Annotated in this window: 23 protein-coding genes and 1 tRNA gene; 12 read left to right on the top strand and 12 right to left on the bottom strand. The window is 60.3% G+C overall.

The window, feature by feature from the left end; genetic code table 11:
- Positions 1 to 47: 47 nt before the first annotated feature.
- Entirely contained in the window at positions 48 to 2,672 is a 2,625-nt protein-coding gene (locus A3714_RS07855; RefSeq protein ID WP_063525656.1) for a DUF6351 family protein, read from the top strand.
- A gap of 91 nt (positions 2,673 to 2,763) precedes the next feature.
- On the opposite strand, the gene A3714_RS07850 is transcribed toward A3714_RS07855, so the two are convergent.
- Together A3714_RS07850 and A3714_RS07845 are read right to left on the bottom strand one after the other, a co-directional pair.
- The gene (locus A3714_RS07850) at positions 2,764 to 4,572 is read right to left on the bottom strand and encodes a beta-ketoacyl synthase (RefSeq protein ID WP_063508754.1); all 1,809 of its coding nucleotides are present in this window, start codon (positions 4,570 to 4,572) and stop codon (positions 2,764 to 2,766) included.
- Between the two features lie 415 nt (positions 4,573 to 4,987).
- Positions 4,988 to 6,169, bottom strand: coding sequence for an acetyl-CoA C-acyltransferase (locus tag A3714_RS07845; protein WP_063525640.1), 1,182 nt, complete (start codon positions 6,167 to 6,169; stop codon positions 4,988 to 4,990).
- 290 nt (positions 6,170 to 6,459) lie between these two features.
- On the opposite strand from A3714_RS07845, the gene A3714_RS07840 reads away from it, so the two are divergent.
- From A3714_RS07840 to A3714_RS07810, 7 genes are all read left to right on the top strand, one after another.
- On the top strand, positions 6,460 to 7,047 hold the full coding sequence (locus A3714_RS07840; protein WP_062816773.1) for a superoxide dismutase: 588 nt from the start codon (positions 6,460 to 6,462) through the stop codon (positions 7,045 to 7,047).
- Between the two features lie 173 nt (positions 7,048 to 7,220).
- Complete coding sequence (locus tag A3714_RS07835) at positions 7,221 to 7,754, top strand: hypothetical protein (protein WP_062816774.1); 534 nt, start codon at positions 7,221 to 7,223, stop codon at positions 7,752 to 7,754.
- A 163-nt stretch (positions 7,755 to 7,917) separates the two neighbouring features.
- Entirely contained in the window at positions 7,918 to 8,793 is an 876-nt protein-coding gene (locus A3714_RS07830) for a hypothetical protein (RefSeq protein ID WP_063508567.1), read from the top strand.
- Positions 8,794 to 8,850: 57 nt separating this feature from the next.
- Complete coding sequence (locus A3714_RS07825; RefSeq protein ID WP_063508566.1) at positions 8,851 to 9,516, top strand: hypothetical protein; 666 nt, start codon at positions 8,851 to 8,853, stop codon at positions 9,514 to 9,516.
- 45 nt (positions 9,517 to 9,561) lie between these two features.
- Positions 9,562 to 9,646: transfer RNA gene (locus A3714_RS07820), tRNA-Leu, on the top strand.
- Between the two features lie 184 nt (positions 9,647 to 9,830).
- Complete coding sequence (locus A3714_RS07815; RefSeq protein WP_062816777.1) at positions 9,831 to 10,028, top strand: hypothetical protein; 198 nt, start codon at positions 9,831 to 9,833, stop codon at positions 10,026 to 10,028.
- Positions 10,029 to 10,081: 53 nt separating this feature from the next.
- Positions 10,082 to 10,294 carry a hypothetical protein gene (locus A3714_RS07810; RefSeq protein ID WP_062816778.1) on the top strand — a complete coding sequence of 71 codons (213 nt, stop codon included), beginning with the start codon at positions 10,082 to 10,084 and terminating at the stop codon, positions 10,292 to 10,294.
- Positions 10,295 to 10,339: 45 nt separating this feature from the next.
- On the opposite strand, the gene A3714_RS07805 is transcribed toward A3714_RS07810, so the two are convergent.
- From A3714_RS07805 to A3714_RS07785, 5 genes are all read right to left on the bottom strand, one after another.
- Positions 10,340 to 11,278 (bottom strand): patatin-like phospholipase family protein, encoded by a 939-nt coding sequence (locus A3714_RS07805; RefSeq protein WP_062816779.1) that lies wholly within the window; start codon positions 11,276 to 11,278, stop codon positions 10,340 to 10,342.
- 18 nt (positions 11,279 to 11,296) lie between these two features.
- Positions 11,297 to 12,781 (bottom strand): NAD(P)/FAD-dependent oxidoreductase, encoded by a 1,485-nt coding sequence (locus A3714_RS07800; protein WP_063508569.1) that lies wholly within the window; start codon positions 12,779 to 12,781, stop codon positions 11,297 to 11,299.
- 14 nt (positions 12,782 to 12,795) lie between these two features.
- Positions 12,796 to 13,569 (bottom strand): SDR family oxidoreductase, encoded by a 774-nt coding sequence (locus A3714_RS07795; protein ID WP_063508565.1) that lies wholly within the window; start codon positions 13,567 to 13,569, stop codon positions 12,796 to 12,798.
- On the bottom strand, positions 13,566 to 14,192 hold the full coding sequence (locus tag A3714_RS07790) for a TetR/AcrR family transcriptional regulator (RefSeq protein WP_063508564.1): 627 nt from the start codon (positions 14,190 to 14,192) through the stop codon (positions 13,566 to 13,568). The genes A3714_RS07795 and A3714_RS07790 overlap by 4 nt, the downstream gene beginning before the upstream one ends.
- A gap of 276 nt (positions 14,193 to 14,468) precedes the next feature.
- The gene (locus A3714_RS07785; RefSeq protein WP_062816783.1) at positions 14,469 to 14,969 is read right to left on the bottom strand and encodes a DUF1289 domain-containing protein; all 501 of its coding nucleotides are present in this window, start codon (positions 14,967 to 14,969) and stop codon (positions 14,469 to 14,471) included.
- 374 nt (positions 14,970 to 15,343) lie between these two features.
- On the opposite strand from A3714_RS07785, the gene A3714_RS07780 reads away from it, so the two are divergent.
- Positions 15,344 to 15,937 (top strand): DUF2846 domain-containing protein, encoded by a 594-nt coding sequence (locus tag A3714_RS07780; protein WP_082810836.1) that lies wholly within the window; start codon positions 15,344 to 15,346, stop codon positions 15,935 to 15,937.
- Positions 15,938 to 16,099: 162 nt separating this feature from the next.
- Here A3714_RS07780 and A3714_RS07775 read toward each other — a convergent pair whose 3' ends face one another.
- From A3714_RS07775 to egtB, 3 genes are all read right to left on the bottom strand, one after another.
- Complete coding sequence (locus A3714_RS07775; RefSeq protein ID WP_035249412.1) at positions 16,100 to 16,624, bottom strand: thioesterase family protein; 525 nt, start codon at positions 16,622 to 16,624, stop codon at positions 16,100 to 16,102.
- A 209-nt stretch (positions 16,625 to 16,833) separates the two neighbouring features.
- Entirely contained in the window at positions 16,834 to 17,802 is a 969-nt protein-coding gene (egtD, locus tag A3714_RS07770; protein ID WP_231865980.1) for an L-histidine N(alpha)-methyltransferase, read from the bottom strand.
- Entirely contained in the window at positions 17,799 to 19,004 is a 1,206-nt protein-coding gene (gene egtB / locus A3714_RS07765; RefSeq protein ID WP_063508563.1) for an ergothioneine biosynthesis protein EgtB, read from the bottom strand. Before egtB ends, egtD begins: the two co-directional genes overlap by 4 nt.
- 200 nt (positions 19,005 to 19,204) lie before the next feature.
- On the opposite strand from egtB, the gene A3714_RS07760 reads away from it, so the two are divergent.
- The gene (locus A3714_RS07760; RefSeq protein WP_062816786.1) at positions 19,205 to 19,975 is read left to right on the top strand and encodes a 3-hydroxyacyl-CoA dehydrogenase; all 771 of its coding nucleotides are present in this window, start codon (positions 19,205 to 19,207) and stop codon (positions 19,973 to 19,975) included.
- 161 nt (positions 19,976 to 20,136) lie between these two features.
- On the opposite strand, the gene ppnN is transcribed toward A3714_RS07760, so the two are convergent.
- Positions 20,137 to 21,504 (bottom strand): nucleotide 5'-monophosphate nucleosidase PpnN, encoded by a 1,368-nt coding sequence (gene ppnN, locus A3714_RS07755; protein WP_063508562.1) that lies wholly within the window; start codon positions 21,502 to 21,504, stop codon positions 20,137 to 20,139.
- A gap of 418 nt (positions 21,505 to 21,922) precedes the next feature.
- Between ppnN and A3714_RS07750 the strand changes: the two genes are divergently transcribed.
- Positions 21,923 to 22,138, top strand: coding sequence for a hypothetical protein (locus A3714_RS07750; RefSeq protein ID WP_062816788.1), 216 nt, complete (start codon positions 21,923 to 21,925; stop codon positions 22,136 to 22,138).
- Positions 22,139 to 22,300: 162 nt separating this feature from the next.
- Here A3714_RS07750 and dinB read toward each other — a convergent pair whose 3' ends face one another.
- Positions 22,301 to 23,404: a DNA polymerase IV gene (gene dinB / locus A3714_RS07745; protein WP_062816789.1), complete on the bottom strand. Its 1,104-nt coding sequence runs from the start codon at positions 23,402 to 23,404 to the stop codon at positions 22,301 to 22,303.
- Between the two features lie 76 nt (positions 23,405 to 23,480).
- Between dinB and A3714_RS07740 the strand changes: the two genes are divergently transcribed.
- Complete coding sequence (locus A3714_RS07740) at positions 23,481 to 25,130, top strand: FAD-dependent monooxygenase (protein ID WP_369798846.1); 1,650 nt, start codon at positions 23,481 to 23,483, stop codon at positions 25,128 to 25,130.
- Positions 25,131 to 25,211 lie beyond the last annotated feature (81 nt).

Raw genomic sequence — 25,211 nt, 5'->3', positions numbered from 1 at the left:
GATGTTAATAACAATAAGCCGGTCAGCGCGCCGGCCTGGAGTCTCCCATGAAATCCCTGTCTCGTTTGCTGGCGGCCGTCCTGGTAGCCCTGTTGGCGGCTTGTGGTGGTGGCGGTTCGTCGTCGTCGCCGGCGGCCAGTAATCCGGTTCCGAATACCCCCGATCCGGACCTTCCCGAAACGCCGCAGGCGGGGGAAGGCGATATCCGTGTGCTGTCCAATCGCGCGGACCTGATCAGCGGCGGTGATGCGCTGGTGGAAATTACGGCTGACGATAGCGCCCTGTTGAGCGGGGCAAAGGTCATGCTGGGCGATCGGGAGGTGACCGAGCACTTGACGGCAACCAGCGAGGGCAGCCTCAAGGGCTTGCTGGAAGGCATGGCGCTGGGGGCCAACACGGTCACCGTGGTGCTGGCCGATGCGTCGGTGCTGGAGCGACAGATCATCAACCACCCCAGCGGCGGTCCGGTGTTTTCCGGGCCCCAGCTGCAGCCCTGGCAGTGCACCAATGAACAGGCGGTGGATGCCCAGTGTAATCAGCCGCCGGAATACACCTTTCAGTATGTGCCGGCCAACAAGCTGGAAAACCTGCTGACCAACTTTGATCCGGAAAACCCCGGCTTGCCGCAAGCCTTCCAGCCCTACGACCCGGCAAATCCGCCTGCCGATGACAGCATTGCGCGCATTACCACGGATGAAGGCATGGAAATGCCCTTTATCGTGCGCATGGAAGAAGGGGTCATGAATCGTGACCGTTACCTGATCATGACGCTCTATCAACCGGATCAGCCCTGGACCGCCCTGGACCCGCAACCGCAATGGAACGGCAAGCTGCTGATTCATCATGGCGGTAACGTGGGCGTCAGTTATGGCATGGGGGAGGTGCCCCGTGGTGATATCGCCGGCACTGCCCCCGCGGGCGCCGAGCTGTTGCTGGGTGACAGCATCACTACAGCCCTGGCGCGGGGGTTCATTACCCTGTCCACGGCCCAGGCCAACCTGGGGCATAACGCCAATCTGGCAACCGCGGCGGAGTCTCTGATGATGGGGAAAGAGCGGATCATCGAACAGTATGGGGAAATCCGTTACACCATCGGCACCGGTTGTTCCGGTGGTTCCATTACCCAGCACCACGTGGCCAATGCCTACCCGGGCATTTATCAGGGACTGATCGTGCAATGCTCCTACCCGGATGTCTGGACCACCGCCACCCAGTTCGCGGACTACAACCTGCTCAGTAATTACTTCGGCAACCAGCTGCCTACCGATCCGCAAGGGTTTCAGGAGGTGGTTACCTCGCTGCTGACTTCCGGGGTGATTCCGGCCGCGCAGTGGTCCGCCTTCTATGGCCACTTGCCCTTGAATCCGGTGGTCTCCGACCTGGCATTCTTCCCGTCCGCCTACCCGGACCAGGAAGATTGTCCGGGTCTGCAGGAAGGGGTGGCGGTCTATGACGCCGAGTCGCAGCCGGACGGACTGCGTTGCGGCTTGCTGGATTACATGATCAACCAGTTTGGCCCCCGTGACCCGTCGGTATGGACCCGCAATGAACAGCTGCTCGGTCGCGGTTTTGGTGGTATTCCGCTGGATAATGTGGGCGTCCAGTATGGGTTGAAAGCATTGCAGAACGGGGTGATCAGCGGCGAACAGTTTCTCAGGGTAAATCGGGAAATCGGCGGTTTGAGTGTGGATATCGACTATCAGGCCGAGCGCACCGTGGCTGACCCGCAAGCCTTGCGAAATGCCTATCGGACCGGCGCCATCAACACCGCTGAGCATCTGGCCAATGTGCCGATCATTGATCTGCGTGGCCCTGACCCGGGCATTGCCCATGATGCCTACCATTCCTGGCAGATGCGTGCGCGGCTGGAGCAGACCCAGGGTCACGCCGATAACCATGTGATCTGGTATGGCCCGGCGCCGCTGTTTGGCGATTCGGTTTTCACCACCGAAGCCCTGCTGGTCATGGACCTGTGGCTGTCCGGCATCGAGCAGGATGCCACGGCCACGCCGGTGGCCGAAAAGGTGATCGCCAACAAGCCGGTTTATGCCCGCGACCGGTGCCTTTCCGTGTCGTCCCTGTTCGGCCCTGAAGGTCCCATCGTGCCGCTGACCGGCAATCTGTTGTACCCGGACCCGATCCTGCCTGGGCTGGATCTGTCCCTACTGCCGCCGGCACCGGCGGAAGCCGGGGTGGTGGTGGATGCGCTCACCGGTCAGGTGTGTGGCCTGGATATCAGCGCGCTGCCGGTGGTGTCCGAGCTGCCGGTGCTGGGTGAGTTACTGGGCACCCTGGGTGAGTTGCTGGCACCGTTGAGCGATCCGGTTCTGAGCCTGCAACAGACCGTGGTGCAGACCCGTTTCGGGACGCCACGGACCGTGGCCGGTGACAGCATCCAGACCCTGACCAACAAATGCCAGCTGAAACCGGTGGATCCGGCGGATTACCCCACGGTAGTGGATCCGCAGGCTTTCGCGGACCAGGTGGCGGAGATCTTCCCGCAGGGTGTCTGCGATTACAGCAAGCCCGGCGAGGGGACCATGCCTACCCGGACCTGGTTGCAGTACGGTGATGCGCAGCAGGTCATTTACGGCGGTGCCCCCTTGGCTGATGGTATGGCCACCCGTCCTCAGGGCTGGGCGTCGCCGGCCTTCCAGGTGGAGATTCGCTGAACTTCAGTCGCTGGGGATGCTGAGTGACGAGTTGCGAAGACCGGAAAAGGTTTTCGTAACTCGTTACTCATCTTTTCCCATCCAAGCTGCGCTAGAGATTGATTTGGTAAGCCGCCAGGTCGTTGTCGTCGTCAAAGGGCATGGTGGTGCCGCCATTGAGTTGCACCGCATCCCCGGTCAGTGTCACCGCTTCATCTCCCATTACCCCCTCGTTAAACCGGTACACCGGTTTGGGGGCTTCGTGCAGGCAGTGGTCGCGGAAACGGCCCTTGGCCTGCAGCACCGTGTCACGGGCAGTTTGCCAATGGCTGATGGCTTTGCTGCCATGGCGTTGTTGCAGCATGGCCTCGGTGACCCGAGCGGACAACGCCACAGCAGTGGCGTTGTTGCCTCCAAACCCCTTCGAGTTGATCAGGCTGGCTTGCAAGTCGTCGCGCGGGACGTGGTCCCTGGCGAAGTCCAGGTGCTGGCGATGCACATCACTGGCAATGTGGTCGATGGTGCGGATGCCCGGCAATATCCCTTGCGCGAAGCTACCCAGCGTCGCGGCCAGCTGGTCGCCGCCGGCACTGCCCAGGGAGTGTCCCACAAACGCCTTGATGGCTGTCACCGGCCACTGTCGGACACCGAAGGCCTTGGCCACCCGGTCCAGAATCACCGATTCGGTGACCCGGTTCTGGGGGGTGCCGGTACCGTGGGCATGGACAAAGCTGTGCTCGCGCAGGCCCTTCTCGCCGATCAGCTGACGGGTCAGGGCGGCGGCTTTACCCACGGTCAGGTAGTTACCCACGCCGGGGGCGGAAATGGATTTCTTGGCACCGTCCGCATGGATAAACACATCCGGTACGGCGCCGAGAATATCGGCACCCAGTTCCAGGGCCAGGGCATCATCCATCAGCACGGTGAACTGGGCGGACTCGGCCATGGTAAAGCCGCAGTTATCGGAAAACGGCCGGCAAGCGCGGCGCACATCCGCCTGTTGGGCACTGTCCAGAGCGGCCAGGTCCTGGTCTTCTGCCAGCGCACCCATGGCCCGGTACCCTTCCATGACTTCTGCCACCAGCGGGGCTTCGCTGGTGCCGACGATGGCCACCCGTACCTTGCCGCTGCGAATGGCCTGCACCCCTTTTTCCAGGTTGTAGAGGAAGGTGGCGCAGGCGCCCAGCATGCCGCCGGTGGTACCCACCGAGTGCAGCACATAGGCATTGAGAAAATCCGCGGTCATCTCGCCCAGTCCCAGCGGCACCTGTTTGGAGGTGATGCGCTGGCCATTGGGCGGAAAGCGCATGACGCCGCCCAGGCCGTTGTCGTCCAGCTGGGACATGGCGTTGCTGGCGTAAACGGCGACCTGATCCGGGCGCACCTTGCCGGCCACGGTGGCCCAGTCCATGCCCAGATCCCCCAGCGCATCGCTGATGCCGAAGATGGCCATCTGCAGGGCCCGGGGGTGGTTGCGCGAGGCATACAGGGCGCCGGGGTCGAAGCCGTCCGGCAATTGCCCGGCGGCGCTGACCCGGCGCGGGGCGTCATGGGGGACACGCAGATCCAGCCCCGCGGGCAGGGTGACCCGGCAGCGGCGTTTGTCGATAGGGGAGACCTGCCAGCCAGCGGGTAGCGGGTCAGGCAGGTCCATGTTGCGCATTTCCAGGGTAACGGGAATGTCGCTGGTGCCGCTGATGGCGGCGTGGAGACGGTGAGAACTGGACAGGGCACGGATCAGGGTGGCGGCCAGCTGGCTGTCCGGGCTGCGACCGGTCAATTGGCCCAGCGAACGCAGGGTGTCCTGGCGGCCGGCATCCGGCAGGGCATCGAAAATCAGTCGCTGAAAGCCGAAATGCAGGGCGCTGCGGCCGGCCGCATTGATGCCGCCCATGGCGGTGATAACGGGTAATGCTGACATGGTGCTCCCGGGCCTGTGCCCAACCCAAAAAGGTGACTAGCCGGTCAGGGTACAGGTGAAATCCGGTTTTGCGTATACGACGGAGGGCGAATCCGGTCAGGAAAGTGCAACAGAGTTTGAAAGTGAAAGCGGATGTTTCGGAAATGAATTGTTGGAGGGGGGGCTTTGTCATTTCTACGAAGCCGCTGTAGGAGCGGCGCTCGAGCCGCGAACCGCGCTTGCGCGGGAATCGCCCGCAGGGGGATCAGGCATTCCAGGGCCTGACAGGTCTTTCTAAATGATCACTCCCTATCGCCTCGCTCCGCCTGATTCGCACCTCAAGAGGTGCTCCTACAGAGGGCAGGGAATGAGGACGCCGCCAACAAAAAACGGGGCCCGAAGGCCCCGTTTGGTCTGGCATCAAGCGTTGCACCTATTACAGCAGCTCAACAGCCACCGCAGTGGCTTCGCCGCCGCCGATACACAGGCTGGCCACACCGCGCTTGCCGCCGGTGCGCTTGAGTGCGTGGATCAGGGTGAGGATGATGCGCGAGCCAGTGGAGCCCACCGGGTGACCCAGGGCGCAGGCGCCGCCGTGAATGTTCACCTTCTCGTGGGGAATGCCCAGGTCGATCATCGGCATCATGGCCACCATGGCGAAGGCTTCGTTGATCTCGAACAGATCCACGTCGTCCACGGTCCAGCCGGCTTTCTTCATGACCGCCTCGGTGGCACCGATGGGGGCAATGGTGAACTCGCTGGGATGTTTGCTGTTGGTAGCGTGGGCCAGGATGCGGGCCAGCGGCTTGAGGCCACGCTCATTGGCCACGGATTCACGGGCCAGTACCAGCGCGGAGCCGCCATCGGAGATGGAGCTGGCGTTGGCGGCGGTGACGGTGCCGTCTTTGGCGAAGGCCGGACGCAGGGTCGGGATCTTGTCGATGTTGGCGTTGCCGGGCTGCTCGTCGGTGTCGACAACCACTTCACCCTTACGGGTTTTCACGGTCACCGGCACGATCTCGTCCTTGAACCAGCCGTTGTCGATGGCCGCCTGGGCACGCTTCAGGGATTCGATGGCGTAGTTGTCCATGTCTTCCCGGCTGATGGAGCGCTTGTCAGCGACTTCCTGGGCGAAGGAGCCCATCAGGCGGCCGGTTTCTGCATCTTCCAGCCCGTCCAGGAACATGTGGTCATAGACCTGACCATGACCCATGCGCATGCCGCTGCGGGCCTTGTCCAGCACATAGGGCGCATTGGTCATGGATTCCATACCACCGGAAACGACGATGTCGTTGGTGCCGGCCTTGATGGAATCGTAGGCGAACATGGTGGCCTTCATGCCGGAACCACACAGCTTGTTGATGGTGGTGGCGCCGGTGTTGTCCGGCAGGCCGGCCAGACGCATGGCCTGGCGGGCGGGGCCCTGCTTGAGGCCAGCGGGCAGTACACAGCCCATGATGACTTCCTGTACGTCTTCCGGCTTCAGGCCGGCACGGGACACGGCTTCACGGATAGAGGCGGCGCCCAGTTCGGGAGCGGAGACCGCAGACAGGGAACCCTGGAAACCACCCATGGCAGTACGGGCACCATTTACAATTACTACAGCATCATCAGACATCGTTTTCTCCTGCCAAGCACGCAGTTATCAAAATTTGGGGCGCATTGTACTTGAAACAAGGGGCAGACACCCCATCTCACAGGGACCTGCCGGTCACGGATCAGGCATTGGCGATAGAAATCGTCTATTGCAGCCAAAGGCAATCATGGTAAACCCCTGGTCCGTGGTGGAGATTGCCGCCGGTAGCTTGTTATTATCATTCAGCCGTTGGCGACAGGCATGCCGCCAGCGGGGAATTTCTTTCTGTTGCCGAGCCGCAACAGAACAACATGATGTCAGGGGAAATGACTATGGCTTTTGAATTACCGCCGCTTCCGTTCGAGAAAAATGCACTGGAACCGCATATTTCTGCAGAGACTCTCGAGTACCATCACGGCAAGCACCACAATGCCTATGTGACCAAGCTGAACGAAATGGTTGCCGGCACTGACAACGAAGGCAAATCCCTGGAAGAGATCATCAAGAGCGCTGAAGGCGGTCTGTTCAACCAGGCGGCCCAGGTGTGGAACCACACTTTCTACTGGAATAGCCTGAGCCCCAACGGCGGTGGCGCCCCCACCGGTGATCTGGCTGCGGCCATCGACAAGGCCTTCGGTTCTTTCGACGAGTTCAAGTCCCAGTTCAACGCCAAGGCTACCGGCAACTTCGGCTCCGGCTGGACCTGGCTGGTGAAGAACAGCGATGGCAGCCTGGAAATCGTCAACACCGACGATGCGGATACCCCGATCGCCCACGACAAGGGCCAGACTCCGCTGTTCACTGTGGACGTGTGGGAACACGCCTACTACGTGGACTACCGCAATGCCCGTCCCAAGTATCTGGAATCCATCTGGAACCTGATCAACTGGGACTTTGCCGCCAGCAACTTTGCCGGTTAAGACGGTCTATCCCTGCGGGGATACCGTTCAGGTAACGAAAAAGGCCGCCTTCGCGGCCTTTTTTGTGTCCATATGGCGGCGATCAGGGAAGTTTGGTAGCGTCCCCAGCCTGGGATATTGTCGGCCGTTGTGTGGTCCAACCCTCAAGCGAATGAAAATAACAGGTGTGATGTATGCGTTTTTTGGGAATCTTTTTTCTTGTAATGGGGCTGTGGGCAACCAGTGTCACGGCTGAGGAGGCCCCTGCCGCAGCGGCTGAAAAGCAACAGAAAAGCCCTGAACAGCAAGCCATGGACCAGCTGGCTGAAGCCGGCCTTCGCCAGGCGCTGAAAGCCATCCAGCGCTCCGGCGGGCTCTATCCTTTCGGTATGATTCAGTCTGGCGATACGGTTCGGGCGGTGGGCTATTCCGGGGATAAGGAAGATGCGCCCAGCGCGGAAGAGTGGGCACAGGGCCTGTTCATGCAGTTGCGCAAGATCGGTAAAGAGCAGCCGGACATTGAGTTGATGGCGCTGTTCCGTCTCCATGAAATTACCGCTGAAAATGGCGACAAAGTCACCGGGGTGTGGGCCCAGGTGGATCACCGCGATGTTCGCCCCTGGGTGATCTTTCTGCCGCTGCTGAAAAATGAGGCAGGCAAGCATGAGCTTGGTGATATGGTCTACTACGCCACCGAGCAGCCGCTGTTCGAGAAAGGCGGCGAATAAACTTTCAAAAACAGGCAGGCCAGGGACCGCGGTGAGCGCCAGCCGTTCTCCAGGGGCTCCCCGGATGAAATGGGGGCTGCTTGGCAGCTATGCGGCCCCGCCTGTGGCACTATCCAACCATCGCTATCAACAGGGCCATTAGCCGGGATTGCAGGACACTGGAATGACGCGAGATCGTGAAGTAAATCTGGGTAACTTGAATGACGTCACCGTGGATGACCATGGTGATACCGGTCGCCGCTCTTCCCCCGCCGGAGCCGACCACAACGGCAAGGGCGAGGGTAAAGGCAAGCCTCCCAAGGCCCCCAAAAAACCGGCCCCGAAAGCCCATAGCAACGGAGGCGGTGGCGGTGGATGGATGATTGCCTGTCTGGTGCTGGTGGTTCTGATTGCTGTGATGGGGGTCTGGTTCCAGAAACAGATGACCGTGCTGCAGGCTCAGATGGATGAGCGCATTTCGGAATCCAGCCAGAAACTGGGCAATCTCCAGTCCCGGCTATCTGCCACCGACGAGAGTCTGAATCAGTCCTCCGGTCAGCTGCAGGACACGGTCCGTGCCCAGGGCAAGAAGCTGGAAGAAAACAACACCGAAATCCGTAAACTCTGGGACCTGAGCAATAAACGCAATCGGGCGGATATTGCCGAGCAGAGCAAGAAACTGAATGCCCTGTCCTCCACGATAAACGAGGTAAAAAAGGCCCAGGCCGGTGTCGATGGCAAACTTCAGGGTATCGGTAAAGACACCGCTGCCCTGAAAAAGCAGGTGGACAGTGCGGTCGCCGCAGTGAACAAAAGCAGTGAGCAGTGGCAGACCCGCATCAGTCAGATGCAGACCCAGCTGGATGTGCTGGTGGAAAATATCAATCAGCTGGAAAGCCAGCAGCAAAACCTGAAAAACGCGCTGTCCAAAGTGGAGAAAGGCCAGGCCGGGTTGGCTGCGCTGAAAGACCGGGTGGATGAAACCGAGGCAGCCATTGCGGCGTTTGACGCTTATCGGCTCCAGGTCAATAGTCGGTTGGATAAACTGGAAGGGCGTTGATCGAACCCGGGGGGGTAGGGATCAGCGAAAAACAATAATGATAAAGAGCGTCTTGCCATGGCCAAGTTGCCGGAAAATAAAGAGCGGCGTCTACAGGGATTGAATCAGGATGTGTTGGCGGTAACCGCTCCACTGCCGGGGCCGGATAGGGAGCCGGTAGCGCTGCGTCCCCAGAACAAGAGCAAGCCGGTATCGGTCAGCGAAGGCGGCCATTCCGGCTTGCTTTGGCTGTCCTTGGTGCTGGCGGTGATTGCCCTGTTGTTGGCGGTCAGTCAATGGATGGCTCACGGGGACATCCGCCATGAGCTCAGCGAGCTGCGTCAGCAATACTACCAACTGGCGTCTGAACGCCAGCAGCAGGAGGAGCGCAGCATGGCAACATTGCCGGCGACGGCAGACCTGGAAACCTCTCCTGCTCTGGCTCCCCTTCGTGAAGACCTGCGTGAGCTCAATGCCAAGGTGCGTGGTCTGACCGTGGCATTGGCCAAACAGCGAGGCAATGGCCCGGAAAGTCGCGAATGGGAAACCCGGCTGGATGCGCTGGACAGCAGATTGAGCGGTTTGTCCTCACGGATCAGCAACCTGGCTGCCCGGCCGCAACCCGCTGCACCGGTGGCGCAACCGGTATCAGATAACAGCGCCGAGCTATCGGCTCTGGCGAGCAAGGTTGAGAAAGTCGACAAGGACCTGCAGGCACTTTACCGGATTCTCCAAGGCGGCTGATGCCGCTGGTAATTAACGATTAGCCTGCTAGAATAGCCGCCCATTGCGCCAGTGGTGGAATTGGTAGACACGCCAGATTTAGGTTCTGGTGCCGAGAGGTGTGGGGGTTCAACTCCCTCCTGGCGCACCATCTCAAAGAAAGGCCGTAACGGCATTGCTGTTACGGCCTTTTGCTTTTCTGGGCGCTGCAACGCCTCCGCATTGCCGCTATCAAGTTAATTTCATTACCTTTCAGGTTTTACCTTCTTTTCATTCTTTTCGCCGCTCAGATCCCTACTATTCCCCGCTGTCGAATCCGCGAATCGGGGAAGGGTATGCGGTATTACCTCAGCAAGATCCAGGCTGATGATGACACTTGGGAAATTCACACGGTGAATTGCCGTCACTTGCCCAAGGAAAATGACCAGCGAATTTATCTGGGCGATTTTTCCCACTGTATTCATGCCTTGCCGGTGGCAAAGCTGTATTTCCGTAGCTTGCGCTTTTGTCCGGAATGTTCCATCAACACCTGACCCCCGCTTGCAGGTTCACCCCTCGCCGCGTAGAACTAAAGGGGAGGTGTACTATGCGAGAGCACACACAAGATAAACATCGAAACGCCGGTCACTTTCCTGCGGCACGAAAGCTTGAAGCCGATCGTGTGCGCCTGTTGGCGCTGGTCGTGTTGGCGGCGGGGGCGTTAATTCTGGGTGGGTTGATCTATGCAGAGGGGCAGGCAACCCAGGGGGCCCTGCATGAGATCAAGGCGTCGCTCATGGAGTCGGTGAACTCACTCTAGGATGATGTGGGGAGACCGGCGAGCCCCCCCCCCCACGTTTCCTGACTACAGCGCGGCCTGAACCGTTTTGGCCGTGGTCTCCAACGCCGTGTCCAATACCCGACGCCGCCGGGTTGGGTCCATCATGTTGAACCCGAAAGCCTTCAGGTCCTCGGCATTGGGTTCCAGGCGAATCACCCGCTTGCCAGCCTTTTCCAGTTTGTTGACTTCCTTATCCACGATGCGGGTCATGTAGCGGCGTACCCGCCGCTCGATGGCGGCCAGGGGGGAGCGCGGCCGGTCCGGTTGCCGTGAGGCCATGGGAGCAAGAATGATGACCTCATCCACGGCACTATCCACCAGAAGGTCTGCGGAGGTGGGGGACGCCACGCCGCCGTCGATGTAGGTGCGGCTGCCCAGGCTTACCGGCGGACACCAGACGGGGACCCCGTAGGACGCACAAACCGCATCGCGGATATTCGCCTGTGGCGCGCCGCCTTTACCGAAGGGCACCCGTTTGCCGCTGGTGGTATCCACGGCCATGATCCAGGTGGCCGGGTGGGCCACCCAGTCAGCGCCCCCGGTGGCGTCGTCCACCAATTTCCGAAAGGGCGTCATGTCAAACTGGCCCCGGGGCAGCAGGCCGCAGAAGGCGGTCAATGGCGAGACGTCTCCACGCAAGCCCTTCAGAGCAAGTTTGGCGCCGGTGAGACTGGCCGCGGGTAGCGGCGGCAGGGCACCGCCGGTATCGCTGTCGTGATTCCAGCGGCATTGTTGACGGGTGCCCTGCTGGCAGGCCAGCAGCTGATCCACGCTGACGCCGCTCCCCAGCAAGGTGGCCAGCACCGCGCCTGCCGAGGTGCCGATAAGGATATCGGCGTCGCGGGCGTCCCAGTCCAGTTTCTGCTCTAGATGGTGCAGGGCGGCAATGGACCAGGCGCCGCCGGCGACACCGCCGCAGCCCAGTACCAGGGCGCGACGGGGAGATGGAGTGTTGTTTGTCATTATTCGGGCCTGTTCACATTAAAAGACGGGTTGGCTGGCGGGGGTGAGCGAGTAGTTTTCCGCATCAAAGTCCTTGAGCAGACGCTGCATTTCCAGGGTACTCCAGGGAAAGCCCACACTGTTGAAACCGTTCTTGTCCAGGTAGTAGCTGGAGCAGCCGCCGGTGTTCCAGACGGTGCCCTGCAGGTCTTTCTGGACCTTGCGATTGTAGGTTTTCTGGCTATCGGCTTTGACTTCCACCCGACTCAGTTGCTGCTCGCGCATGGTTGTCAGGGTGCTGAGGATATAGTTGATCTGCGCTTCAATAACGATAAAGGCAGAATTGTGGCCAATACCCAGATTGGGCCCCAGCACCATGAAGGCGTTCGGCAGGCCGGCAATGGTGGTGCCACGGTAGGCCTGCATGCCGTCCTTCCACATCTGGCTGAGTGAATCGCCAGCATCGTTATAGATGTGATCGGCAATGGGCGGCTCGGTGACGAAGAACCCGGTACCCAGAATAATGGTGTCTACCTCGCACTCGCTGCCGTCCTGGCCCACCAGGGTATTGCCGCGCACCGCTTTCAGGCCGGTGGCGAACACATCCACATTGTCCTGATTGAGCGCCGGGTAATACTGGTTGCTCATCAGCACCCGCTTGCAGCCCAGGGTGTAATCCGGGGTCAGCTTGGCGCGCAGGGCCGGATCCTTGATGGCCAGGCGAATATGCGCCTCGCCCAGTTTCTGGATCTGCCGCAGCAGGGCCGGTTTGCGAAAGCCGATGCCGAAGGTTTCAAATCCGCCGTAAAGCATCTTGCGCCAGGCGTTCAGGGTGAACGGCAGGCGGAAGAAGTTTTCCTCGATTTTCGGGATGGGGTGATCCGGCTTGGGCAGCACCCATTGCGGGGTACGCTGGAACAGGGTCAGGTGCTGCACCTTGGGCTGGATCTCCGGCACGAACTGGATTGCCGAAGCGCCGGTGCCGATCACGGCTACCCGTTCGCCGCTCAGGTCGTGGTCATGGTCCCAGCGGGAGGAATGGAACAGCTTGCCTTGAAAATCCTTCAGGCCGGGGATGTTCGGAATGATGGGTTCGTGCAAGTAGCCGGAGCAGGCCACCACGGTACGGGCCCGGTAGAGCTGGTCGCCGGTCTGCACTTCCCAGAGATTTTCCCGTTCCCGCCACTGGGCCCGTTCCACGCCCTGATTGAAACGAATGAAGGCGGGTATGTTGTGGCGGCCAGCCGTGTCACGCACATAGTCGAGAATCTCTGCCTGGCCGGCGAAGGCCCGGCTCCAGTCCGGTTTCTGGGCAAAGGAATAGGAGTACAGCGCCGAGGGCACATCGCAGGCACAGCCCGGGTAGGTATTATCCCGCCAGGTACCGCCCAGGTCCGCGGCTTTTTCCAGGATCACAAAGTTATCGAAGCCGGCTTCGCGCAGGCGAATGCCCAGGCCGATGCCGCTGATGCCGGCGCCCACAATCAGGACGTCATAAAGGGGAGTGTTGGCTTGCTGTGTCATGGGAATGTCCGGGGTCACTGGTTCGGTTGCGGGCTGAAGAAATCCATGGCCCGGTTGGTCAGATTCAGGTTGGCGACCTGTTTGGCCAAGGCGTAGATATCCGGGTAGATCACCCGAGCGCCACCCTTGCGGAAAGTGCGGTAGATGCGCTCGGCCAGCACCTCCGGCTTGCCGGTGGGGATATAGCGGGACACCGGGCCTTTCTTCACCTGGCTGCGGGCATGGCTTTCCAGGCCGGAATGGATCGGGCCCGGGTAGACAGTGATCACATTCACGCCCTGCTTCTTCAGATCCAGCCGGGCGATTTCCGAGGCCAGGCCGATGCCGGCCTTGGCGCCACCGTAGTAGCTGCAGCCACGAATTGGCACGCGCCCGGCCATGCTGGCCACATTGATCACGCAACCGTTGCGGGCTTCCACCATGGTTGGCAATGCCAGGTCCATCAGCCGCATGGGGGCAGTGAAGTTGATATCCAGCAAACGTTTGCCCTGCTCCCAGCCGGTACCGGTGATGCTGATGATGTCCATGATGCCGGCGCAGTTGACCAGCACATCCACCGGCCCGCGACGGTCAATCAGCGACTGCCACCAGCCAGGCAGGGCGTCGATATCGGTCAGATCGCAGGTTTCCGCTTGAGCGCCGTGCTGGTCGGCGGCCAGGGCGAGGGCCTCGGCATTCAGGTCCACCAGGGTGATGCGTGCGTCCGGGTGATGCTGACGAAACTGCCCGGCGAGCTGGCCGCCAATGGCGCCGGCACCGCCGGTAATCAGGATATGTGTGGGTGTCATGATTGCGTGCCTTTGTTGTTGTGATTGGCGATGGCGAGCCAGCAGGCATCCCGTGCCCGCGTCAGGTCGTCATCATCCAGGGTCAGATAGCCCAGGCGCTCTGCCTTGAAGACACCCACGAAAGCTCCCCAGAACAGGGCGATTGCCAGATCCGGTTTCATGATGTCGTTGAGCAGGCCGGTGCGCTGGCCGATGACCACCATCATGCCCAGGGGAATCAGCAGGGCCTGCTCCTGATGGCGGCTTTCCGGATCCAGGTAGCTGTGGTGATCCTGCATCTCCAGAAAATGAAAGGCGTCCGGCTCTTCGCGGGCAAAGGCGGTAAGCCGGGCCCAGAGGGTATTGAACAGACTGCGCGAGGGGTGTAGCAGGTCCAGATCGCTGAGCAGGCGTTCCTTGAGGCGGCGCTTGCTGTCCCGGAAGACGGCGTTGATCAGCGCTTCCTTACTGTCGAAATAGCGATACAGGGTTCCCACGCCGACTCCGGCCTCCGCGGCGATGGGCGGTACCGGCGTGCCGTGCAGGCCATGCTCAGCAAACACCCGCAGCGCGGCCTGGATGATCTGGTCGCCTTTGCGAGCTTCCTTGTTATCGGCCGGCACAGTCCGGTCAGCGAGGGTCATGGCAAGTCTCACTTAGTGATTGAATGAATGTTCATTCCGTAACTGTGCCATTGAGTGATGTTTGCATGGAAGGGTCATTTCGGGACAAATGATAGAGGCTATCCGTAGGAGCGTCGCTGGCGGCGCGATCAACCAGTTGCGAGAAACGAGTTTCGAGAAGCGAAAATCATTGGGCGTTCCCGTGTTTTGGCTTTGCCTTTCGAAACTCGTTTCTCGCAACTCGAAACTTTGGTTTATCGCGCCGCCAGCGGCGCTCCTACGAATGGAGGAGGGGGGTCAGATCAAGCCCTTTTCCCGGGCGGCCAGTTCGGTGAGTTCTGCCGCAAGGGTGACCGGGCGGGCGTAGGAGCGGTCGTAGTGGGCCTGGGCCAGGGCGTGGCATTCGGCGCTGATCTGATCGTAGAGCTCACGGGGCAGCAGGCCGCGGGTCGCGGGCAGGGGGTGCAGGCCGAACCGGTCATAGGGAATCGGTTGTTTGCCGGCAGCCTTGAGCAATTCCGGCACCCAGCCCTGGGGGGAAAGCTGGGTCTGATAGCGCAGGTTCTGGAAGTCCATCTCCGCCGCCAGCCGGTTCGCATCGGTGACCTGGAAATAGTTGTCCACTACCTGGCAAAGCAGCAAATTCAGGCGTTTCCAGACGATTCGCTTCTCTTCGTTGGTGTATCCGTTCCAGTGCACAACCTCGTGGCTGAAGCGGCGACAGCCACGACAGACCGTATCACCGAAAACGGTGGAACAGACGCCGATACAGGGGGTGTGGATACGATTGACTGCCATGGCCGAAGACTACCAGAAAACCCCGGGCAGGGAAGCGCGAGGGGACGCCGTTTGGCGGGAATTTGAGCGTTTGCTGCTATCTTGAGCAATGTCGGCAAATCGGCCATAGTTAGCACCTGAATCCGTGGCTTGATCGCGGCGCCTGACGCAAGTCTTTGTCGCCACAGAGTTATTGTTTTCTCAAGAGCGCCTTCAGTGGAGCGTATTTGCGACGACGCTTCTGCAGAAAACACCCTGTGGCAACCGATGCTTGCGCCATGCACCCACGCTGAAGTCACAGACTCAGGTGGCAACGAACAAATGCTCTGTCTTGCGCGAAATAATAAACAGGGTCGCCCCGGATTAACGGGAAGCGGCATCACTGGAGAATAATAATGCGATTGGCTGTGTTGCTGGCAGCTTGCCTGTGGATGCTTTCCGGATGTTCCAGCCTGGGTGTGGGCGTTCCCTCAACCCCCGGTGCTTTTATCCATGCCCCCCAGGGCAAGACCTTCAAACCCATGGATACGCTGGATCCGCGTAATGCCATGGTCTATATCTACCGTCCGATTACCCGTTGGGGCTACGAAGAAGTGCAGGCGCCGGTATTCTTCCTGGATGCCACGCAGCTTTTTGGTCTCAAGGCCGGTGCCTACAGCTGGCTGGAATTGCCCGCCGGCACCCACGACTTCTATGCCCGCCGTCCGCTTAGCGTGCTCTATCTGAAGATGGTGTTCGAAATGCCGCTGGAAGTGGAAGGGGGCAAGGATTACTACTTCCGCTACTCGGAAACCCGTCCGCTGGATATGGAAGAACTGGTTGCCGACCCGGAGAACTACCAGCAGGCCGGCCCCTTGCAACAGGTTCCCCGTGCCGTTGCGCTGCGGGAAATCGCCGATCTGCGTCTGGATGAGCCTGGCGTCTACTATGCCGGCCGCGACAGCAAGGTGCCGCGTTGGGCACCGTTTTATACCTATACGATGGAGTAAGGGACAGCTACAAGCGACAAGCTTCAAGCTGCAACACGGGCGGAGCCGGAGCCAATCGAACGGCCGCCTTTGCCGCGCTTCGTAATACGTGCTTATGAATCAAAAAAACGGGGAACCCTTTTGGGTTCCCCGTTTTCGTTTTTGCAGCTTGCAGCTTCTTAGCTAGTCACTCTCTGTCAGCCGCCGCTTGGTCTGCAGCAGTCGCTTCCACTGTTCCACGTACTCCGGCAGGGCCGGGGAGGTTTGATTGAAGCCGGTAATTTCCTGCAGGGTCTGGGGGCTGATGGATTTGCCGCCATACACATTGGCCACCCGCAACAGGGCATGGGTGTGCAGTTTGCGCTGGGATTCGAAGCGCTGATCGTAGTACACGTATTTGTCGTCCCAGCCGAGAATGCGGGTATGCACCTGGAATTGCTGGTACGGGCGCAGCTCGCGGATATAGGAAATCTCGGTATTGGCAACCACACCGTTACAGCGCGCTTCGATCATGCGGTTGAGCAAGCCGGTAACCACCGCGTGCTCCAGCCGGCAGCGATCCATGAACTTCAGGTATTTGGCGTTGTTCAGATGCATGTTCAGGTCAATATCCAGCAACCCCACCCGGTATTCCTGGGTGACAACATCAAATAGCTGGTGTGTGGGCGGCCGTTTACGACGGCGAGCCGCGCTGATCAGTTCGAGCATCCGATCTCCCTATGCCACGGTGGTCCGTGACCCCTTTTATTCTTTCGAAGACTGAATCGGCAAAAAAACGCGATTCAGTATAACGGTACCAGTGCCAGTTCACACTATTCGCTGATATCAAAGTGCTCAGTTTTACAGTCTTTGCAATCCTGTCCCGCGCCAGGCGTGGGTTTCGGCGCGTGATGCCCTGTGTGCAGGGGCTGCAACGGTTACGCACAGGCCAGATGCAGACTGAACAGGCTGTCGCTATCCGTCCAGCACCCGGATGGGGAAAAACCGGCGGCAACCAGTTCGGCGGAGAACCCTTCGATGGTGAATTTGTAGGAGTTTTCTGTGTGAATACGGGTGCCGGCAGTAAGTGTCAGGCTGTCGTCGCCAAGGCGGATGTGCTGATCCTGCAGGCACTCCAGGTGCATTTCGATACGGCTTTGCGTGCTGTTGTAGAACGCCAGATGGCGCACGGTATCGGTATCGAAGCCGCAATCCAGTTCCCGGTTCAGATGGTGCAGGGCATTCAGGTTGAAGGCGGCAGTGAGTCCTTGCGCGTCATTGTAGGCGGCATGGAGCTGCTCAGAGGGTTTCTGCAGGTCCGCGCCAATCAGCAGGGCGCCACCGGGTCCGGCCAGTTCCCGCAACCCGCGCAGAAAGCTGGCGCGCTGGGCCGGTTCAAAGTTGCCAATGGTGGAGCCGGGGAAAAAGACCAGACGGCCCGGCTGTTGTAACCCCTCTGGCATGGCCATGGCCTGGCAATAATCCGCGCAGACCGCACTGATGTGAATCTGCGGGAAGTCGTCGGCCAGGCGCCGTGAGGCGCCAAGCAGACACTCCCGGGAGATTTCCAGCGGCATGTAATGGGCCGGTTGCCAGGCATCCAGCAGCACCCGCACTTTTTCGCAGCTGCCTGCACCGGGTTCGGCGATGGTGTGGGTGCTCTCCAGGCGCGACTGAATATCCCCGGCATAGCGACGCAACAAACGGGCTTCCGTGCGAGTGGGATAGTACTCCGGAGTGCGGGTGATGCGGTCGAACAGGGTGGAGCCGGTTTTGTCGTAGAAGAACTTGGGGTGCAGCGTCGGCGTGGTTGCTCGCAAGGATTCACTGACCTCGGCAAGCATGTCGGTGGTCGGCGGGTGCAGGTCGAAGAAGGTCAGGTTGGGGCCGAGCTGTTGTTGATTCACGATGGCTCTCCCGCAAGCCGGATACCACTGAATTGCCAGCGATGGTGGGGATAGAAAAAATTACGGTAGCTGGCACGAAGATGGTCCCGGCTACTGACACAGGAGCCGCCGCGCAGCACCATCTGGTTGCACATGAATTTACCGTTGTACTCACCCACGGCACCGGCATCAGGCTGGAATCCCGGGTAGGGCAAATAGGCGCTGGCGGTCCATTCCCACACATCCCCGAACAGGTGTGCCATGCCGGTATCAATGGCCGGGCCGGGTTGGTAGAGACCGTTGTCCACAAAGTTGCCTTGTTGCGGTTGCGTGGTGGCCACGTGCTCCCATTCCTGTTCCGTGGGCAGACGCTTGCCTGCCCAGCGGGCATAGGCGTCGGCTTCATAATAATTCACATGGGCCAGAATCTGACCGGGATGCAACGGTTGTAGCCCTGCCAGGGTGAAATGCTGGTCAAGGTCCTCATGCCAGTAAAGAGGGCGCTGGACAGCGTTTGACTGAACCCAGGCCCAGCCGTCAGACAGCCATAAATCCGCACGCCGATAGCCGCCGTCCTGGATGAAGGCGCAGAACTCCCCCTGGGTGACAGGCCGGTTGGCCAGGGAGAACGGCTCCAGCCAGACTCGATGCCGGGGCGTTTCATTATCGAAGGCAAAGCCATTGCTGCTGGCGCCCATATCCACCAGGCCGCCACTGAACGTTTGAAAGCGCAATGGGGCTGCCGGGCCAGACGGGTCGAGGGGCTGGCCGAGGGTTGGCGCCAGTGGATTGAACGAGAGGCTGTATTTCAGATCGGTCAGCAACAATTCCTGATGTTGCTGCTCATGATTGAGCCCCAGTGTCACCAGATCCGCCAGCCCCGGATATTGCGCGATAAGCCGTGCCATGGCCTCATCCACCTGCTGTCGCCATGCATAGACGTCTGCGCCGGTGGGGCGTGACAACAGGTGGCGTTGCGGGCGGGCAAACTGTTCGCCAATGCCGTTGTAGTAGCTGTTGAAGAGATACTCGAATTGCGGTTCGAACACCCGGTAACCGGGCAGGTGGGGCTTGAGGAGGAAGGTTTCGAAGAACCAGGTGGTGTGGGCCAGATGCCAGCGGGGTGGGCTCACGTCAGCGCAGGCCTGCAACCCCATGTCCTCGGTGAGTAACGGCTCACAGAGTCGTTCGCTGAAGGCCCGGATACGCTGGTAGTGCGCCATCAAGGTAGCGCTGACGTCTTGTCTGGCGGTATCTGGCAAGGTTTTCCCTCCCAATCCGGTTGTCAAAGAGTGGCACCCACTTTGAGCGAAAGCAACAATGTGACGCGTGAACGGTGTGGGTATACTGCGTGGCAGCATTTGTAGTGGGTTGTTGCTGTGACGCAGTGACAGCCCATGCCCTTTCACCACAAGGAGAGCATATGAATATTACCGATAAAGTTGCCGTGATCACCGGCGCTGCATCCGGTCTGGGCCAGGCCACGGCCGAAGCCATTATCGCCAAGGGCGGCAAGGTGATGATTCTGGATCGTGACGACAAGCGCGGCCCGGAAGTGGCGGCGGAGCTGGGTGCCAATGCGGCGTTTGTGCAGACCGACGTGACCGACGAGGAATCCGTTAAGGCGGCCATCGACGCCACCGTGGAAAAATTCGGTGCCATTCATGTGTGTGTGAACTGTGCCGGTGTGGGCTCTGCCATGAAGACCGTGGGTCGCGAGAACAAGCCCCATGATCTGGGCGTGTTCAACATGGTGGTCAAGATCAACCTGATCGGTACCTTCAACGTGGCCCGTCTGGCCGCCGCCGCCATGGCCGAGAACGAGCCGGGTGAAGACAACGAGCGTGGCCTGATTGTGAACACGGCTTCTGTGGCAGCCTTTGATGGTCAGGTTGGCCAGGTGGCTTACGCGGCCACCAAAGGCGGTGTTGTCGGCATGACCCTGCCCATCGCCCGTGACCTGGCGCCGCTGGGCATTCGCTGCAACACCATCGCCCCGGGCATCTTCAACACCCCGTTGATGAATGCGGCTCCGGACAAGGTGAAAATGCCGCTGATCGAAATGACCCAGTTCCCCAAGCGTCTGGGGAACCCGGCGGAATACGCGCAGCTGGTCTGCCACATGATCGAGAACAGCTTCCTCAACGGTGAGACCATCCGTATCGATGGTGGTATCCGTATGCAGCCGCGGTAAGAAGAGCAGTAACAAGCTTCAAGCTACAAGCTGCAACACGACAGAACGTTGTGTTTTCTCAACGCAAGAGGCCGCGCCCAAAGAGTGGGCGCGGCCTCTTGCGTTGGGGAATAATCCAATGAGAATCGCGTTGTAGCTTGTAGCTTGTAGCTTGTAGCTTGTCACCCCAACAACGCATAACACGGCTCGTAATGGCTCCCGGGGAGTTTCATGCGATGTTGCTCCACAAACGCCTTGAGCAATTCGTCCAGGTGGGTCATCAGTTCACCCGGCGCATGCAGCCGATAGGGACCGTGCTGTTCGATGGCATGGATGCCTTGCTCTTTCACATTGCCGGCCACAATGCCGGAGAATGCCCGGCGCAGGTTGGCAGCCAGCTGGTGGACCGGTTGATTGGGGCTCAGATCCAGGCTGGCCATGGCCTCGTGGGTAGGCTCGAAGGGTTGCTGGAATTCCAGGGGAATGTTCAGCCGCCAGTTAAAGTAGAAGGCGTCATCATTGTCGCGGCGGAACAGGGTCAGACGGTCGATGCCCACGCACATTGCCAGGGCCACGGCTTCCGGGTCATCGATGATGATCTGGTAACGTTGCGCCGCCTGCTCTCCCAGTGTTGCGCGAATAAAGGCATCCACCTGGCGGAAGTAGTCCGCACTGCTGGCCGGGCCGGTGAACACAACTGGCAAGGGCATGTCCGCATTGTCAGGGTGCAGCAGCACGCCAAGCAGGTAGAGGATTTCCTCGGTGGTGCCCACCCCGCCAGGAAAGACGATGATGCCATGGCCGACCCGCAGAAACGCCTCCAGCCGCTTTTCGATGTCCGGCATGATCACCAGCTCGTTGACGATGGGGTTTGGGGCCTCGGCGGCGATGATGCCGGGCTCGGAGATGCCCAGATAGCGGCCGCCCTTGAAACGTTGTTTGGCGTGGGCCACATGGGCGCCTTTCATTGGCCCCTTCATGGCACCAGGGCCACAGCCGGTGCAGATATCCTTGTGACGCAGGCCGAGTTGATAGCCCACGCTCTTGCTGTAGTCGTATTCTTCCCGGGAAATACTGTGGCCGCCCCAGCAGACCACCAGGTTTGGCGAGGCTCCTGCCTTGAGCACGCCGGCGTTGCGCAGAATGTGGAAGACCGCATTGCTGATGCCCTGGCTGCTATTGAGGTTGAAGCTGTCGTTATTCTGGATCTCATTGGCCACATAGACGATATCGCGCAACACCGCCGATAAATGCTCGCGGATGCCGCGGATCATGCGTCCGTCCACGAAGGCGCCGGCGGGGGCATTGTCCACCTTGAGCCGCAGCCCACGGTCTTCCTGAATCACCTCGATATCAAAATCCTTGTAGGTCTCCAGTACCTGGCGGCTGTCATCGGTGGGGGTGCCACAGTTGAGTACGGCCAGCGCGCACCGGCGTAGCAGCTCATGCAGGCCGCTGCCGGAGGTGTCACGCAGACGTTCAACTTCGTGTTGGCTGAGAACTTCCAGGCTGCCTTCCGGGGCAACAATGGTGGATACCGTTTCGGTCATAGGGTCGGGTCCGTCGCAAAATAATCGTTACTCAGAGGCTGCAGGCCAGCCCGTGCGGCTACGAAGCCGCTGTAGGAGTGCCGCTTGAGTCGCGAACCTTGCTTGAGCAAGGAAGCCCCCGCAGGGCGGCCAAGCCGTCGCAGTTCATCCCAAAAGCAGCTACAACTCCCAAGAGTACCCCAGATGACACTCCCGGTGAGTGAAGAGTTGCAAGCCTTTGTCCCTGGGGTGGCGACAGACTCTTTTACAATTTCCCGGGAACGCCTTGTCGCCGCAAGCGTCACATCCTTTATCAGGTCTGGCACACTGACTGCATGGTTGATCTGTGTCATCTGGCTGTCTTCAGCAGCGGCCATACTTGATCGATTGGGAACCGGCATAAGGCCGTCCCGTTAATGAGGTTTATCAGGAGCAAAACATGTTGCTCAAATATCTGAATCAGCTGGAACAGGCAGTCAAGGCGGCTTGCGATCACCCGGATACGGATACCGTCAACCGCTGCGCGGATTGCGTGGCCACCCTGGACGCTTACCTGGACGCGCAGATGGAGCCGGTACAACGTCGGGGACGGGAGCTGATGGACGGAATGATTCCCTCCGAGTTGCACAGCCGCGTCTGTCAGCGGGTCCATTGACCCCGCCTCGCGTCCCGTAGGAGCGTCGCTGGCGGCGCGATTAATCAGTTGCGAGTTGCGAGAAGCGAGTTTCTAAGATCAAAACCTGCAATTCATGGCAGATAGCTTCTCGTTTCTCGCAACTCGTACCTCGAAACTGAGTGATAGCACCGCCCAACGCTGCTACAGCCGATTCCGCTGCTGCCGCAACGCCTTTTCCCTCTCTTCCGGAAACAAATCCGGCTGCTGCGGAGCTTTCAGGTCGCGCAGGCGGGCGCCGATGCCGATCAGGCGGGCCGGGCCCTGGCGGCGTTCCCACAATTGTCGCAGCAGTGCCTCGAAATGGGCCGGATCCAGATCGTTGCCGGCCTTGTCGCAGCTCAGGCTGACAAAATCCTGGTATTTCACCTTGGCGGTGAGCCCACTGATCAAATAGTGCTGATCCAGTTTGGCGAAACGGGCCTTGAGCTTTTCCAGCAGACCATCCAGTTCCCGCAGCCAGGCATTCAGGTCCGGCTGGTCCTGGTCGTAGGTGCGCTCTACGGACACGGATTTGCGTCGGCGGCCGGTTTGTATGGGCCGATCATCATGTCCGCGGCTCAGGTGATAGAGCCGCTCGCCGAAACTGCCGAAGTGCTGTGACAGCTCCAGTCGGCTCATGCCTTGCAGGTCGCCACAGGTATGCAGGTTGAGACCGGCCATGCGTTCGGCCGTCACCCGGCCCACCCCGGAAATCTTTTTTACCGGCAGGGCGGCCACGAAGGCGTCCACCTGGTCCGGCGGAATCACAAACAGGCCGTCGGGCTTGCGCCAGTCGCTGGCCACCTTGGCAAGAAACTTGTTGGGCGCCACGCCGGCGGATACGGTAATGCCCAGCTCCCGGCGAACATCCTGTCTTAACGCCTCGGCAATACGGGTTGCGCTATTATCGAACTGTTCGCTGTCGGTCACGTCCAGAAAGGCCTCGTCCAGGGACAAGGGTTCGATCAGGCTGGTGTAACGGCGAAAGATATCGTGGATCTGTGCCGAGACCTTGCGATATTTGTCAAAGTTGGCGGGTACAATGACCAGTTCCGGGCACAGGCGCAGGGCGTGGGATGAGGCCATGGCGGAATGCACCCCGAAATGCCGGGCCGGGTAATTGCAGGTGGCGATAACGCCACGGCGGTTGGGGTCGCCCCCCACTGCCACGGGCCGATTGCGCAGGGACGGATCATCACGGATTTCCACGGCGGCGTAGAAGCAGTCGCAGTCCACGTGGATAATCTTGCGTGAGGCCTGTGCCATGAATGAACTCTGGGACGTGGCAGGATTGACAATCGGGTTGCCTGTGTCGCTTGGGCCGCCCTGAGGAGAGTGTAACATCGGCATTACCGCAAACCGCACACCGCAGGTCCTGATTATCGGTGCCGGGCCCACCGGCCTGGCCCTGGGCATAGGCCTGCGTCGACACGGCATTGACTGCTGCATTATCGACCGGCTCGCCGAGCCGTCTCCCTGGTCCCGAGCGCTGGGGCTGCATGCCCGCACCCTGGAAATCTTTGCCGCCCTGGAAGTGCTGGCTCCGATCCGCAAGGCTTCGCGCACCCTGAGCGCAGTGTCTGTCTATGGCGACAAGGGATTCCTGTTCGAGCTGGATCTGACCAGCCTGGATGCCCCGTACCCCTGGGTGCTGAGCTGCCCCCAGTCCGATGTGGAAAGCGTCCTCACCGAGCGCTACCGCAGCCAGGGAGGCGAACTGGTCCGTGGCACGGAATTGCTCGATTTTACCCAGGATGGGGCAGGGGTTCGCGCCCGGCTGCGCCAGGGGACGGACGTGGAAACCGTCAGCTGCGATCTGCTGGTGGGCGCCGACGGCGTGGGTTCCACCGTGCGTGAGCAGCTGGGTATCGGCTTCAACGGCGTCGATTACGATGAACATTTCCTGCTGGCTGATGTGGACTGGCAGGGGCCCTGGCGCAATGACAGCTCCCACGGTTTTTTGCAGGAAGAGGGGTTGCTCATAGCCTTGCCTCTGCCCACGGGCTGGCGGTTGATCATGGCCCGGGACGAGCCCTGGGAAGGGGAGATAGATCTACAGCCTTTTGCGGATCGGCTCACTCCGATACTGGGTGATACGCCTGACCTGGGTGAACCACGCTGGATCAGCCGCTTTTCGGTGCAACGTCGGCTGGCCCATCACTACCGTCGCAATCGTGTTTTTCTGGCGGGCGATGCGGCCCATGTGCAAAGCCCGCTGGGCGCACAAGGCATGAACACCGGCCTGGCAGATGCCTTCAACCTGAGCTGGAAACTGGCGTTCTATCTCAAGGGGTATGGCAGCGGTACCCTGCTCGACAGTTACGAGCAGGAGCGAAAACCGGTGGCGGACAAAATGCTGCACGGTGTGGATTTGTTGTCGCGGGCTTCACTGGTGAAGTTGCCCATGTTGCGCCGCACCCGCGATTCGCTGCTGAAAATGGCGGGGGGGCGTGCCGGTTTGTCCCGGCGTTTACTGCGCACGGCCAGCCAGCTGGACGTGCACTATCGATCCTCGCCGCTGGTGAGCTGTGGTCCGGAAGCGGATCTGGGTTGGCGCAATCGGGGGCCGTTGCCCGGGGACCGACTCCCCGATGCGGCCCTGCGCTCTGTACGTACCGGGCACCTGCACCAGCTTCATGGTCTGCTCCGGAAACCGGTCCATCACCTGTTGCTGCAACTGGGTGAGACCCCGGAGCATAACGAACGGCTGGTGCTGTATGCGCTCAGTGACCGTCTGGGGCAGGAATATCGCGAGCGGGTTCATCTGACCGTTATCGTGGCCAGCGGGACTCCCACTGAAGCGATTCCCCGGGAGGGCACCACCCGAATCTGGCAGGATCACCAGGGTGAGTTTGGCGAGGCATTTGGGGAGGGGCCGAGAATGTGGCTGATGCGCCCGGATGGCCACCTGGCCTACCGGGCCCCGGTGAGCAATGCCAATCACCTGCTGGAGTACCTGGATACGGCCTTGGGGAAGGTAATTAATAGTTAATAATGAATAATTAATAACGTCGCGAAATGGGTTGTCTGTTCTGCAACGCAAGAGGCCGCGCCCATGCTTTGGGCGCGGCCT

This window comes from Alcanivorax sp. HI0007 (assembly GCF_001635525.1).
GTDB lineage: Bacteria > Pseudomonadota > Gammaproteobacteria > Pseudomonadales > Alcanivoracaceae > Alcanivorax.
Note: the sequence above shows the minus strand (reverse complement) of the source record. Positions and strands in the feature narration are given on the sequence as shown.